We start from the raw sequence: 15,146 nt of genomic DNA on the forward strand, positions 1-15,146 counted from the left end.
TAGTGTGGAATACATATTAATCTAATTGTGAGTGTAATTCAGTTATCAGTTATCAAATTCTACTGCTTACTGCGACTAGTACTGTATGCGGCAAGCTGCTATGTGTCTACACTGATTCCTAACCACCAACCACCAACCCTACTCTTTTGAGAAGACGCTTGCGCGTCTACGGGTTCGTCAGTTGCTCATGGGGGACTCACCGGTCCCCACTCCTCCAAGGGAGGAACCCCCTGCGTTCCCGTCGCTGACTCACCACCAACCACTAACTACTAATGTACAGACGCGATGTTCCTCGCGTCTCTACCCACTAATTACTAACTTTCAACTAAGCATAAATTGTCAAACTGTACTAAAATCAATGACTTGAGTCACAAAGGAAGCAATATGGCATCCATCCGCGAGTTGCACAAACAGCTAGTTAAAAAAGAACGTTCTGCCGTAGAAATTACTCAAGAAGCTTTAGACCGCATTCAAGCGCTAGAGCCAAAATTACACAGTTTCTTGTGTGTAACTGCCGAACGGGCATTGGAACAAGCGCGGGCAGTGGATGCTAAAATCGCCGCAGGCGAAGAAATTGGTTTATTGGCAGGCATTCCCACCGGCATTAAAGACAATATATGTACAAAGGGAATTACTACTACTTGTGCTTCCCGAATTTTAGAAAATTTTGTACCGCCCTATGAAGCCACGGTAACACAAAAGTTAGCGGCAGCCGATGCAGTGATGGTTGGTAAAACCAATTTGGATGAGTTTGCGATGGGCGGTTCCACAGAAACCTCAGCCTATGGTCTGACTGCTAATCCTTGGGATTTATCGAGAGTTCCGGGTGGTTCTTCTGGTGGTTCGGCGGCGGCGGTAGCAGCAGGAGAATGTGTTATTTCTCTGGGTTCTGATACTGGGGGTTCGATTCGTCAACCAGCTTCTTTTTGTGGGGTGGTGGGGATCAAGCCAACCTACGGACTTGTTTCGCGTTATGGTTTAGTAGCGTTTGCTTCGTCTTTGGATCAAATTGGCCCCTTTGCTCGTTCTGTGGAAGATGCAGCGATATTGTTGCAAGCGATCGCAGGTTATGATCCTAAAGACTCTACTAGCTTAAAAGTTGCTATTCCCAACTACGCCGCCAGCTTAAAACCAGATCTCAAACCCAGAGGACAACTGAGAATTGGCATTATTAAAGAAACTTTTGGCGAAGGTTTAGATTCACAAGTTGAACAGGCTATTACCAAAGCACTTGATCAACTGCAAAATCTGGGTGCAGAAATTCATGTAGTTTCCTGTCCCCGCTTTCGTTATGGTTTGCCTAGCTACTACATTATTGCCCCTTCAGAAGCTTCAGCAAATTTGGCTCGTTACGATGGCGTCAAGTATGGTTATCGTGCTGAGGAAGCAGAAAATTTGATGGAGATGTACACCCGTACTCGTGCTAGTGGTTTCGGTGCAGAAGTCAAACGGCGGATTATGTTAGGAACCTATGCTCTTTCAGCAGGATACTACGATGCCTATTATTTAAAAGCGCAAAAGGTACGCACCCTGATTAAAGAAGATTTTGAAAGAGCTTTTGAACAAGTTCATGTCTTAGCTTGTCCTACCGCCCCTACCACCGCATTCAAAGCGGGAGAAAAAACTGCTGATCCTCTAAGTATGTATTTGGTCGACTTAATGACTATTCCTGTGAATCTAGCAGGTTTACCAGGTATAAGTGTACCCTGTGGCTTTGATAACAATGGACTACCGATTGGTTTGCAGTTGATTGGTAGACCTTTACGAGAAGATCAACTGTTTCAAGTGGCTTATGCTTATGAACAATCTACTTCATGGCACTTGCGTATGCCGCAAGTATAGTTATTAGTTATTGGTCAATTGTCAATAGCCAATAGTCAATAGTCAATGGTAAAACTATTGACTATTGACTATGGACTCTTGACTACTGACTGATTCAGGAGTAAAGGTTACTGTCCTTATCCTTCCTAAATCTCCCAGAGGTTTTTGTTCACTTTTGTTAGCAGAAACCAATACAGCACCTGCGTTACCAGAACGTATAGTCAATTCCTTGTTTGCTGTCCAAGTTTTTCGATCTCCCTTATTTAAAGTCCCCACAAACATAGTTTTACCGTCTGCTTTGACTCGCACCCATGATTCTCCTTGTAGTTCGACTGTCACTTCAACTGGAGAAGTTGCTGGGGTTGAAGGAGATGTTTCTGGTAAGGGAGTTGTAGCTACTGGGGTAGTAAATGGCGACAATGTTGGCGACGCAGCTACAGTTGTTGGGGTAGCTGAAGAGGCTGGTGATGGAGTTGTAGCTACTGGGGTAGTAAATGGGGATAATGTTGGTGACGAAGCTACAGGTGGAGATACTGTTGTTTGGGTGGAAGCTTTAGGTTTTTGTTCCTGAGCAACAGAATCGGCTGGACTTTTAGGATTCAGGCGAAAAAACAATATAAAAGAAGCAACAGTTAATAATACTGCATAAGGAACAGCAAGAGGGATATGTATACTTGAATTTTTTTGTTCTTCCTTACCATCATTTCCAGAATCGAGAAGGAAAAAGTTAATTGCAAAATTTTTGGCTAATGATACACCATCAAGTCCAAGTGCATCACCGTAGCGCCGGATAAATCCTTGTACAAAAATTGGCTCTGGTAAATCTTCATATCGACCTTCTTCCAATGCTTCTAAAAAGGCTTGTCTGATCAGGGTTTGAGCAGTTATTTGTTCTATACGCACGGATTTGTCTTCGCGTATCTGTCGTAAATATGCTCCGATTTCCTTGAGTTGCTCTTGTTGAGCCTCATTGAACGACGTCACTGTCATCTCCCAAAATCTACTGATAATCTACTATTTTTTATTTATTAAACTTTTCAATAATAAATTTTTTGATAAACAATGTTAATTGTCAAATACTACAATTACAGATTTTAGTGATTATATTGTATACATAAATACTGGCATCTGAAAAAATAAGCTGCAACATAAAATACAATTGTTAACCTATTTATTAGTTTGGGTTGGAATGCTTGCAGCACTAAGCTACTGTGCTGTATGTATACTTCTTTTTTTACAACAACCACGATTTATATTTTTTCCATCTTCTATCATTGAAACGACGCCAACGTTTTTAAATTTACATTATGAAGAAGTTTGGCTGCCTGTACAAATTAAATCGCATCAGGTGGAATATATTCATGGTTGGTGGCTCAGTGCAAATCAATCTAATGGGAAAGTTATACTTTATCTACATGGTAACGGTATAAATATTGGCGCAAATATTACCCATGCCAGTAGGTTTTATCAACTTGGATTTTCGGTGTTATTAATTGACTATCGAGGTTACGGTCGCAGCCGGGGTCGTTTTCCCAATGAAAAGCGAGTCTGTGAAGATGCAGCGATCGCTTGGAACTATTTAGTACAACAGCGAAAGATTACACCTAGTCAAATATTTATCTACGGTCATTCTTTGGGGGGTGCGATCGCTATTGACCTAGCTATTAAACAGCCAAATGCAGCTGGATTGATTGTAGAAAGTTCTTTTACCTCAATTCGGCAAGTAGTAGCATACAGGAACATTTTTCGGATGTTTCCTGTCGATTTGATTCTGACACAGCAATTTAATTCAATCCAAAAAGTACCTCAACTAAAAGTGCCTGTTTTATTCATTCATGGTGTCAGCGATGTAACTATCCCCGTTTTCATGAGTGAAGAACTATATGATGCTGCTCCTGAACCGAAAAGATTACTTTTGGTTCCCGGTGCTGGGCATAATAACGTAGCAGAGGTCGCTTCTGTGAAATACCTCGAAGCAGTACTTTTTTTATGCAATAGGCTGTGTGAGGGAGAGGATAAAGTCATTGAATAAGGGCAGAAAAGTTAAATAACTTGTTTAAAAAAAGTATTATGCTTAACTAGTTTACAAGTAAATTTACGTACACAAAATTATAAGAAGAGATCGCTAAAATAATTCATTATTGTCTAGTAAACAGCACTAAATTGATACCTAAAAATCCGGATATATGAGCGTCAAGTTAGAAGAAATAATACAGGTATTACTTTCTTGAAAGAGACTCCTAGTGATGGTTACTACACCTGTGTACTTCTTACAAATTTTGGGCAATCCCACTATTGAAATTTCTCAAGATGAATTGCGATCGCTTTTAGGAGAAATAGAAGCAGAACTGCATAATTCTCAAGTTTACCGTCGTGCTTTAGCTACTATACAAAAATTACTTGGTGACTCCACCGAACAAGGCAAGATGTTGTTAAAAGCCGTGGGCAGAGAAGCGATTGGTTTAGCATTTCGACAATTAGCTCAACATTATCAAAAAGTGGAAAACCCTGTTGAACAACTGACAAATAATCAACCACCAACAGAGACTGCCGATTTCACACAACAAACACAACAAGATAATAGCAATAACTTATCAAAATATTTAACCACCGTAAAATTTAATACTAAAGAAAACCAAGAAAATACTAAAGAAGAAAATTTACCATCTCAGCCTAACGCAGTAGCAAATGCAGTAGCAAATATAGCCACTCACGAAAATCTGACAACAGTAAAAACATCTTTAGAATGGCTAAAAAATAAAACAGTTTCCAAAACAGAGCCAACAAAGCATTCCGTAGACGAACGACGTACAGAAAGTCTGCGTCAAATTGGGCAACAACTCCGCCAAGCTCGTGAGTCTAGAGGTCTTTCTTTGGAACAACTCTGCGTTTACACTTACATCTCAGCCAATCAAATGGAAGCGGTAGAAAATGGTAATTGGGAGTTACTGCCAGAAGATGTTTTTGTACGTGGTTTTATCCGTGTAATGGGAAATGCTTTAGGATTCAATGGCACAGCTTTAGCTGCTTCCTTACCAGCACCAGAAACAACAAAATCCGTTTTACCTTCTTGGGGTGAGTCGAAAAAAACCTCTAGAGGAGTTGGCTTTGAAATTCGCCCCATGCATTTATATGTAGGCTACACAGCCCTTGTTGCTAGCGCTATCGGTGGATTATCGTATGTTTCACAGCAAGGAGAGACTAGCAGACTAGTAAATCAAAATGCAGTTACTCCTACCTCTTCTTCTGTTTCAGACTCGTTAAAGCATAATGAGTCTAGAACCACACCGGGAATCAAGTCTAGCAATGCTGGTGTAACTGTTGGGCCAGATATTTCACCACCAGAGGCGTTGTAGGAGTGTTGGAGATGGGGTGATGGGGACCGGTGAGTCCCCCATGAGCGATTGCCGTAGACGCGCTTTACTCGGCTTCTGTAAAGTAAGGGTTTCCCGGCATAAAGAAAGAGGCGTCACCTGCCGTGCGCTTTGCGCGGCTTAAGGTAAGGGTGGAGTGTGTAGACACGCAAGTGGCTTCCCGTAGGGTGGAGTAAACCACTAACTACTAACAATCAACAAACAATCACCAACCACCAACTAACAACCAACAACCAACCTAAACGCATTACTCTTCTGCCAAGATAGTGTAGATTTCGCGTTTGGCTCGATTGAGGATTTCACGTACTCTGTTGATCTGATCTGTGTTGCCACTACGAGCAACTTGCATTACTACTCCACCTAAATCAGCGATCGCGTTTCCCAATTCTATCCACTGTTGGGGTTTATTTCTTCTGGTCATCCAGTCTTGAGGATCACCCCGTTCAGCTAATAATTGCCTACCACTTTCAGTGATTGTATATACTTTTTTTTCTTCTACTTGTTCCGAAGTGAGATAGCCCCCTTCTTCAAGTAGCTGGAGTGTGGGATAAACGGAACCTGGACTGGGTTTCCAAAAACCCCCGTAACGTGCCTCTAATTCTTTGATCAAATCATATCCATGTCGGGGTTGCTCTGCCAGTAACGATAGCAGGATGTACTTAATATCACCACGTGGTGTCCGTTGCTCATCTTTCCAATCCCACTTTGAGGATCGGCGATGCCTACCTCTATGAGGCATATCGTCGCATCCTGATTCAAAAAAATGACGATGCATAGGAACACCTAAAAACATACCTGCAAAATGACGGTGTTTAGGAAGACCTAAAAACATAATTGCTTGTCTCAAATACTTCTATTCTGATTATAGATATGTCACGATATATCGTTAATAAAAGTTCATATTTATTATGTCCCGTCGAAATCTCCCAGGAGTACATAGCAGCAATTCTTTATCTTATGCAGCAGCTATGTTCTAATGAACGTACCGAAAGTTCTATAGGAAAAATTAATTAAGTCTGTATTAACTATTTCTTGACAAAAAATTAATATCCAAATGATAGGTTAGACACGACAAAGCAACAGTTGACACCATAAAACGGCAGGATCATCTGATGGCTTGCGTGCTTTGAATGACCCAATAAGTATACCTTCTACAACTATAACAAAGCCACCCAGCCCTGGCTAAAATCATAAGGTTTGATTTTTGTTTGAGATGAAACCAAGTGATTTAAGCCTGGATTGGGCTATTGGTTATAGAATTTCTCAGCGATCGCCCTGCCTTGTGTCATCTGTTCCTCCGCTTCCATTCATTAGTTAGAGGAGCAACAACGGTGGACTACCAAAATTTTGAGCGATTTATCTACAGCCGCATCAAGCGACGTAGCTTAATCATCGGAGCAGGAGCATTAACTGGTTTAGCACTTGCCAGCCAATTTTCTCATCAAAGAGCGATCGCTCAAGTTCCATTTTCCAGTTATCCGTTTACCCTTGGTGTGGCATCCGGTGAACCGTATCCAACTAGCATTGTGCTTTGGACGCGTTTGGCCCCAGATTCTTTAAATGGTGGTGGGATGCCCCAAGTCAATGTTCCCATTCGCTGGGAAGTAGCAACCGATCCTTACTTAAAGCATATAGTAGCAAAGGGGACAGAAATTGCAATCCCAGAATTAGCTCATTCAGTGCGAGTTGTTGTTGAAGGGCTGAAACCCAACACTTGGTACTGGTATCGGTTTACATCAGGTGGAGAAGCAAGTCCAATCGGTCGTACTCGTACGGCTCCTAAACTAGGTAGCAACGTAAGTAAATTTGCCTTTGCATTTGTCTCTTGTCAACACTATGAGCAGGGCTATTATACAGCATACAAATATCTGGCAGAGGACGACCTAGATTTGGTTGTGCATTTAGGTGACTACATCTATGAAGGAGGAATAACCTCAGGTCGTGTCAGACAACATAATAGTCCTGAAATTTTGACTTTAGAGGATTATCGCAACCGTTACGCCCTCTACAAAAGTGATCTTAATCTCCAAGCAGCTCATGCGGCATTTACTTGGATTGTGACCTGGGATGACCATGAGGTAGAAAATAACTACGCTAATGCCACTTCAGAAGTCGATAATGAACCTGATCAAGACCCTGAAGTCTTTTTACAGCGACGAGCTGCTGCTTACCAAGCTTATTATGAGCATATGCCGCTCCGACCTTTCTCAAAGCCCGAAGGACCGGATATGCAACTTTTCCGTCGGCTTTCTTTTGGTAATTTGGCAACCTTCCATGTATTAGATACACGCCAATATCGTACAGATCAGCCCTGTGGTGATGGCACAAAACAACGGTGTCCAGAGAATTTCGATCCGAATGCAACAATTACTGGCAAGCGTCAAGAAAATTGGCTATATCGCGGCTTAGATCGCTCCCAGGCTCAATGGAATATTGTGGCTCAGCAGGTTATGGTTGCTCAGAGAGACACTACACCAGGGGAAGGTGAAACCTTTAGCATGGATAAGTGGGATGGGTATCTGGCTTCTCGCGATCGCTTTATGCGTTTTCTAGAACAACGCAAACCTTCTAATCCAGTCGTCTTGACAGGTGATATTCATTCTAACTGGGCAATGGATCTCAAGGCTGACTATAGTAATCCAGAATCTAGTATTGTCGGCAGTGAATTCGTTTGTACCTCTATTTCCTCTGGTGGTGATGGTTCAGACTCAAACCCCACAGTTACAGCTTACTTGCCAGATAACCCACACATTAAGTTTTACAATGGTCAACGCGGGTATGTCCGTTGTGTACTAAATCCTATAAACTGGCAGACTGACTATCTAGTCTTATCGAACGTGACAACTGAATCTGGCACAATTAGTAAACGTGCTTCATTTGTGATTGAAAATGGTCGTTTAGGAATACAGAAAGTCTAGAAAGAGATGGGGTGATGGGGTGAACCTAGAATTAAACTCTCCCGGTGTTGCATATTTGCGGGATGATATTTATTTCTCTCCTCTTTAAAAAACTCCTTCTTTGCGTACTTCGAGTGCTTTGCGGTTCGTTATTCATCCCTATTTTGTGCAACGTCAACTTTCCCCATCTCACCAGGAAGGAAGTTTCCCACTTTCTTAAGGTTTTAAGTGGAATATATGCAAAGCGCTAGAAATCAAAGTTAAGAAAATCACAAAACCGATCGCATCCAGCATTGTTGTCACTAATGGCCCACTAACTAGCGCTGGGTCGAGTTTCAGGCGCTTTAAAACCATTGGTAACAAAGTCCCTAATGTGACGGCGACGAGGGTATTGATAGCCATTACCGTTCCAGCAATTAATGATACCCAACGTTCTTGGGGAGGCGCCCAAATTAAGGAAAGACAAATCATTGTCAAACCTAAAGCTAAGGCTGTACCCAGTCCTGCTGTCAGTTCTTTACGCAGCAGTTTCAAAGTATCTTTGGGTGTTACCTCTCCGACACCAAGTCCGCGAATTGTCACTGTTAAAGCTTGAATGCCAACAGTACCGCCCGTATTGGAAAAAAGAGGCATAATTACAGCCAATACTGGCACCATTGAAATCGTAGACTGAAACGGTGCGATCGCACTCGATGCCCCGATATACAGCAGCATCACTCCAAACAGCCAAGGTAAACGTTTTTTGAGCGTGATTAATGGAGAAGACAAAGTGGCTTCATCTCCACCACTCACCCCCGCCAGTTTTTGAATATCTTCTGTGGCTTCTTCTTCGATAATATCAACCACGTCATCAATGGTGATAATCCCAACTAATCGATCTTCCCGATCAACTACAGGTAAAGCGATCAAGTCGTAACGCTGCATGATGCGGGCAACTTCTTCTTGGGGCGTTTCTGTTTTGACTTTGACAACGCGATCGCCAGCAATATCTCGAATTAGAACATCAGGAAAAGTAAACAACAATTGCCGCAGAGAGACAACACTCACTAACTTGCGATTGTCGTCTGTAACGTAGGCGTAGTAAATCGTTTCTTTATCTTCGTCTTGGCGACGAATTTTGCTCAAAGCTTCACCTACAGTCAATCCCTCCCGCAAGCGTACGTATTCTGTGGTCATTACCCTACCAGCAGTGCCTTCAGGATAGCCAAGAATTGTTGCTGTTACTTGTCTTTGTTCCGGACTAAGTTGTTGTAATAAGCGTCTTACGACCTTTGCGGGTAACTCATCAAACAATTCTGCCCGATCATCGGGACTCATATTCTCGACAATTTGCACAACCTGCACATCATGCAGAGAATTAATTAATTCTTCTTGCACCTCTGGAGGTAGATATTCAAAAACGTCTGTGGCTTGATGTTTATTGAGTAGCCGAAATGCAATCGCCCTTTGCTTGCTGGGTAATTGTGTAATGTACTCACCTACATCAACGGCTTGTAAACGATTTAAATCCCATTTGAGCTGGTTTAAGTCAGCAACGTCAATGACAGAATTGCGAACGTCCTGTACAAGCATTTATTCATAACCTCCCAATTGTCTCCCCCGCGCTGGGAGACAAACTCGCCAGCTCAGAGGAGGATAGTACTACCGTCTTGTGGACTTTGGTCCATAAAATCTTAGGAACTCAACATTGATAACCAATCAAGGCATCGCTAAGTCATTATACTAACTCGGAATCATTTACATGATCCGGCGGATGCCAAGCGTTAAAGTGGATATTCCATGATGTTGCCCACGAGCAACCCACTTAGCTACCCTGACTTTTTTTGATTGCTTTGAGTAGATTCTACTACTGCCAGCAATTGTGTCAAGCTTCTGTGAGGATTAATTTTTAAACTTCATAAAGTTAAAATAATTCCTACTTGAGAATTAGTCATTATTTCAATACATTTTCTAAGCATTACAGACAAAAATTAAGCAATCATAATGACACTATTACTCTGATCAGGCAACTTTGCTTGGTAAAACAACTTGGACAAATCGATTAAACCTCTTTCTTTGCGTTCTTTGTGTCCTTTGTGGTTTGTTCTTTACCCCTCAAAGTTTGGTTGCCAGACCACTAGTAGTTTGACTGACGAAAATTGTTACTATTGTCAGTCTGACAGTTGGTAGTCATCCGCTAACAATATTTTAGATTTTGGAATCACTGCGCCCTCGGGAATTCCCAAGGGCGCGATGACTCTTCTTTGCTGTTTATTACTTTATATTGTGCAACACTGGATTATTTAGTCAATTTTAAAAGATAATCACAAGATTGGTGTAGTCCAATACTTAAAAAACACAGGAAACTCTTAACAGTGAGATGTATTTAATTCATTTGTTGCTAGCAAAAAAAAGTGCCCTTTGGACGCCTATATTTTGCACCTATCCTATTTTTGTTATAGAAACGATTGTTAAAGTTCATAGCAGAAGTCGGTTGCAATTAACACCCTAGCTCGCCAATAAATTTATTTCTTGGCGCTTAATTTTACCATCAGCATATAACTCTAATGGTACTAATTCTACTTTGCCATTAACTTTAACTTGGGAGTAAACAATTTTTACTAATGGTGATTTATTTTCGTTGTAACGTACACACATAGTTCCTCATTGCTAAAAATTTATAATAGATTTATCTACTTATTTTTTGTTTTTTGTAATATTGTTATAAAAATATTTAATGCTACAATTTTAATTAGTTAAAATCGAAAAAGTTTCAGTAAAATCAATGAAATAGTTTTGTTAAAATTAGTATGATGATTATAGTTAATCATTAACAACATAAACAAAATCAAATGTTTGATTTTTTATTATTCTTTGTCTGTTATTCCCAAATATCTAGGGCGTGGTCTTTCATCCCTATGTTCAATTAGCTATTCACAAGAGATAATAAATCAACCCCTGAACTGAAACTGTAATTTTATTGCCCATTACAATTACAGAAGCTTTTCTAGCTTGGCTGACATACTTAAATACAAAGTCACAGGGTTAATTTCCGGAATCTACTCTCTAGTCCAATCATGAAAAAAGCTTTTCAATTGCAAGATCGTCTAGAGTATTATTATCAGCAAATCAAGACAATCATCCTAGCACGGCAAAATCCAATTACTGGTCTACTGCCTGCAAGTACAGCAATCACAGCCCACGGTGATTACACTGATGCTTGGGTACGTGATAATGTTTACAGTATTTTGGCAGTTTGGGGGTTAGCGTTAGCATACCGCAAAGTTGATGAAGACAAAGGACGCACTTATGAATTGGAACATAGCGTCGTCAAATTGATGCGGGGTTTACTGTTTGCGATGATGCGCCAAGCGCACAAAGTCGAAAAATTTAAACATACTCAGTCACCTTTAGATGCTTTACATGCCAAATACAACACCGCTACAGGAGATATTGTTGTTGGTGATGAAGAATGGGGACACTTGCAGCTGGATGCGACATCAATATTTGTGCTGATGCTGGCACAAATGACTTCTTCGGGATTGCAAATAATTTTCACTCTTGATGAAGTTAACTTTGTACAAAATTTGGTTTACTACATTGGGAGGGCTTATCGCACACCAGATTATGGAATTTGGGAAAGAGGCAATAAAATTAATCATGGCAATGCAGAATTAAATGCTAGTTCTATCGGTATGGCGAAAGCTGCTTTAGAAGCAATTGATGGACTAGATTTATTTGGTATACGTGGTAGTCAAGCATCAGTAATTCATGTATTGCCAGATGAAATTGCCCGTGCCAGAATTACTCTGGAATCTCTATTACCAAGAGAATCAGCTTCTAAAGAAATAGATGCAGCTCTTTTGAGTGTGATTAGTTTTCCCGCATTTGCAGTTGAAGATGTACAACTACGCGATTCTCCTACGGAGACGCTTCGCGAACGCACTCGCAATGATATTATGACAAAACTAGAAGGTAAATACGGCTGCAAGAGGTTTTTACGCGACGGACATCAAACAGTTTTAGAAGATAACAAACGCTTGCACTATGAACCGTGGGAACTCAAACAATTTGAAAATATCGAATGTGAATGGCCGCTATTTTTCACCTATTTATTTCTCGATGGGCTATTTTGTGGCAATCAAGAACAAGCTAAATATTACCAAGAACGTTTAGAGTCTCTACTTGTAGAAAGGGATGGTTTGGGTTTATTGCCAGAACTTTATTATGTGAGCGCAGAATTTGTAGAAGCAGAAAAACAAGCACCATCAACTCAGCCGCGTTTACCTAATGAAAATGTGCCTTTAGTATGGGCGCAAAGTTTATATTATCTGGCTCAAATGCTAAGTGAAAGATTAATTGCTGTTGGGGATATAGATCCCTTGGGACGACACTTACGCATGGATAAACACCGAGAACCTCTGGTGCAAATTGCTTTATTAGCAGAAGATGAAGACTTACAAGCAGAACTAGAAGTTCACGGAATTGAAACCCAAACACCCAAGCAAGTAGAACCAATTCAAGTCCGCCAAGCTGATGATTTTATTAATATTTATGCCCAAATTGGACGTAGTGACAAACTTGGTTTAACAGGACGTCCACCCCGTCGTCCCCGCAGTTTAACTACATCCAGAATTTTTCGTATTGGTAGCGAAACAGTTGTATTTTTACCCTCATTTGTAGACTTTCAACAGTTCTATTTAACGCTGGATTATCATTTTTTGGTAGCACAATTACGAAGCGAACTTGGTTACATTCAAAAGTATTGGAGTGATTTGGGGCGTCCGATTTTAACTTTAATGTTAACGCGCACCATGCTAGAAACAGGTTCCGAAGCATTACTGAACTTAATGCAAGAACTCAAAGATGGTATTTGTAACGGCGTACGGGTAAAATTAGGACGGTTGAATCAGCTGATGTTAACAGCAGCGATCGAACGAATTGATTTTCTACCAGAGTTTGAATTTACCCTGTCTTCTGTCAAAGATGCGAAACCTCGGTGCGTTTATTTAGCACTACATCCAGGTAAAAATTGGCCCTTAGGACATACTCAAGAATTTCAAGTAGAATGTGAAACCAACTTCGGGTTATTGCTGAGTTACTTGCGTTCCTCAGAAAATATTTATGAACAAATAGAGTTATTACAGACGCTGACACGTTTGCAAGGGCTAGAATTTGATACGGGTTTTGGCGGTTCAGGAAATCCTGTCACAGTCGGGGATTTGCTAGATGAAGTTTACACTAAAGCCGCAGAATTAGGGATTTGGGCAGTTGTGCGGCGTGCAGCCGGATTGCGGCAAATGGCGTATATTGCTTTATCAGACGTAGTTACAAGTATCATCGTTCGGGGTAAGCAAATAGCAGTTGGTAAAGCTTACAGTGAAGCGTCGTTGATCACTGTACCCCTCTCCCACAACGAAATAGTCGAGAAAATCAATCATTTTTGCCGTGAGGATATACGCGATCGCGTTTTAACTCAAGAAATCCTCATTTATCTGAGTACGTTAATTAAATCAGAACCAGAATTATTTAAAGGACTACTCACCCTGAGAGTTGGTTATCTGATTTTGTTGCTTACCAGCGAACTGGCACAGGAGTTGAAAGTTACTCAAGATGAAGCCTACGAAACCTTGATGCAACTTTCACCTTTTGAAGTCAAAACCCGGTTACGTCAGGTATTAGGTGAGTACTCAGACATGAGTAAGCTATTACGCCAGCAAGAGTCTTTGCACGTCAAACAAAAAGAAAGCGATATTGACTGGGTGGTACAACCAATAATTTTTGAGGATATTGAAGTCCAACCAGGTGGTTGGCGACGGTTCCGTCAAGCTGAAGGTGCAACCGGACGCACACCCAAAGACTTTTACAAACAAGTTTGGTTGTTAATGCATCATTGTAAGGGTTTGGTGATTGGCGATAAACTAGAACGCCGCAACCGTTTAGAGAGTGAAGAAATGATCTCGGAGATGACAGCCGGGGAAAAGAACTTTGCTCTGCAAATCGAGCATCTGTTAAATAAAATAGAGGCTCCCGAGTATCGCCAAGTGAATATTGAAACATTAATGGAATTAGCTGCGATCGCATCCAATAATCCCGATTTACAGATCGAAGAATATATTGTCTTAGATGTGTTAATCGGTCATGCTGTCAGACTTGCATGGTTAGATGGACATCCAGAAAGAGGCGATCGCTATGATGAAGACAAAGGTAGTGCGTGGCGATCGTTTTACAATACTTCTCCTAAGGAGTGTGCTAGTTATGTGGTGAAGGCGTTTAGATTCTTGACAGAGTTTGGGCAAGAGTTTTAAACGCAAAGGATCGCGGAGGAAAACGCAGAGGAACGCAGAGTTTTTTATATTTCTCTGCGCTTGTTTACAGGTTGGTTGGAGGTGATGTGATTCATTTTAATTTTGGGCAAGTTAAGAGTAGTTACTTTTTCACCCAAATATTGATGACAGAAAATGAGTTGAGCGGAGGGATTATTGGTTGTGCGATGAGAGTACACACAGCTTTAGGAGCAGGTTTACTGGAGTCTGCTTACGAAGAGTGTTTGTATTATGAACTAAAAAAAACAGGATTGAATGTTAACAAACAAGTTCCTTTACCTTTAGTATACCAATCAGTGCAATTAGACTGTGTTTATCGATTAGATTTGCAAGTCGAAAACAAAGTCATTGTTGAAATCAAATCCGTAGACATATTGAAACCAATTCACTCCGTTCAACTCCTTACTTATCTCAAACTCGCCAACTGTAAACTTGGTCTTCTCATCAACTTTAACGTCCTCCACCTCAAAGAAGGTATCAAACGCATAGCCAATAACCTCTAACTCTGCGTACCTCTGCGCTTCCCTTTGCGCCCCTCTGCGTTGAAACATTACTCTACAATCAAATACGAATATTAAAAATCTGTACCAGCCCAATAATTATTAGATAAATTGCCACTATATAGTTAAGCAGTCTAGGAAGCAAAAGAATTAGTATTCCTGCTATTAGCGCTACAATTCCATTAATATTAATACCTATCTGAATTGTATTAGTTGTTTGGGCAAGCAAAATAGGAATGTCGAACATGG

The 15,146-nt window shown here is 40.8% G+C and carries 11 protein-coding genes; 6 read left to right on the forward strand and 5 right to left on the reverse strand.

The features are described 5' to 3' along the window. Window positions 1-384: 384 nt before the first annotated feature. Entirely contained in the window at window positions 385-1,842 is a 1,458-nt protein-coding gene (gene gatA / locus RS893_RS19720; protein ID WP_315787156.1) for an Asp-tRNA(Asn)/Glu-tRNA(Gln) amidotransferase subunit GatA, read from the forward strand. A 54-nt stretch (window positions 1,843-1,896) separates the two neighbouring features. On the opposite strand, the gene RS893_RS19725 is transcribed toward gatA, so the two are convergent. Beyond that, window positions 1,897-2,811: a helix-turn-helix domain-containing protein gene (locus RS893_RS19725; RefSeq protein ID WP_315787158.1), complete on the reverse strand. Its 915-nt coding sequence runs from the start codon at window positions 2,809-2,811 to the stop codon at window positions 1,897-1,899. Window positions 2,812-3,010: 199 nt separating this feature from the next. Between RS893_RS19725 and RS893_RS19730 the strand changes: the two genes are divergently transcribed. Next, window positions 3,011-3,853, forward strand: coding sequence for an alpha/beta hydrolase (locus RS893_RS19730; protein WP_315787160.1), 843 nt, complete (start codon window positions 3,011-3,013; stop codon window positions 3,851-3,853). 214 nt (window positions 3,854-4,067) lie between these two features. Further along, window positions 4,068-5,177, forward strand: a complete 1,110-nt coding sequence (locus RS893_RS19735) for a helix-turn-helix domain-containing protein (protein ID WP_315787162.1) — start codon at window positions 4,068-4,070, stop codon at window positions 5,175-5,177. A gap of 265 nt (window positions 5,178-5,442) precedes the next feature. Here RS893_RS19735 and RS893_RS19740 read toward each other — a convergent pair whose 3' ends face one another. Beyond that, window positions 5,443-6,027: a PadR family transcriptional regulator gene (locus RS893_RS19740; RefSeq protein WP_315787164.1), complete on the reverse strand. Its 585-nt coding sequence runs from the start codon at window positions 6,025-6,027 to the stop codon at window positions 5,443-5,445. 499 nt (window positions 6,028-6,526) lie between these two features. On the opposite strand from RS893_RS19740, the gene RS893_RS19745 reads away from it, so the two are divergent. Next, window positions 6,527-8,113, forward strand: a complete 1,587-nt coding sequence (locus tag RS893_RS19745) for an alkaline phosphatase (protein ID WP_315792038.1) — start codon at window positions 6,527-6,529, stop codon at window positions 8,111-8,113. Window positions 8,114-8,308: 195 nt separating this feature from the next. Here the strand turns inward: RS893_RS19745 and mgtE are convergent, their stop codons facing one another. Beyond that, complete coding sequence (gene mgtE, locus RS893_RS19750; protein WP_315787167.1) at window positions 8,309-9,664, reverse strand: magnesium transporter; 1,356 nt, start codon at window positions 9,662-9,664, stop codon at window positions 8,309-8,311. Window positions 9,665-10,579: 915 nt separating this feature from the next. Further along, window positions 10,580-10,729, reverse strand: a complete 150-nt coding sequence (locus tag RS893_RS19755; protein ID WP_315787169.1) for a hypothetical protein — start codon at window positions 10,727-10,729, stop codon at window positions 10,580-10,582. A gap of 419 nt (window positions 10,730-11,148) precedes the next feature. On the opposite strand from RS893_RS19755, the gene RS893_RS19760 reads away from it, so the two are divergent. Together RS893_RS19760 and RS893_RS19765 are read left to right on the forward strand one after the other, a co-directional pair. Beyond that, entirely contained in the window at window positions 11,149-14,379 is a 3,231-nt protein-coding gene (locus RS893_RS19760) for a glycoside hydrolase family 15 protein (protein ID WP_315787171.1), read from the forward strand. 143 nt (window positions 14,380-14,522) lie between these two features. After that, window positions 14,523-14,900, forward strand: a complete 378-nt coding sequence (locus tag RS893_RS19765; protein ID WP_315792039.1) for a GxxExxY protein — start codon at window positions 14,523-14,525, stop codon at window positions 14,898-14,900. Window positions 14,901-14,958: 58 nt separating this feature from the next. Here the strand turns inward: RS893_RS19765 and RS893_RS19770 are convergent, their stop codons facing one another. Beyond that, the gene (locus RS893_RS19770; RefSeq protein ID WP_315787173.1) at window positions 14,959-15,144 is read right to left on the reverse strand and encodes a DUF3096 domain-containing protein; all 186 of its coding nucleotides are present in this window, start codon (window positions 15,142-15,144) and stop codon (window positions 14,959-14,961) included. Between the last annotated feature and the right edge of the window lie 2 nt (window positions 15,145-15,146).

The organism is Fischerella sp. JS2 (assembly GCF_032393985.1).
In the GTDB taxonomy this organism is placed as follows: Bacteria; Cyanobacteriota; Cyanobacteriia; order Cyanobacteriales; family Nostocaceae; genus Fischerella.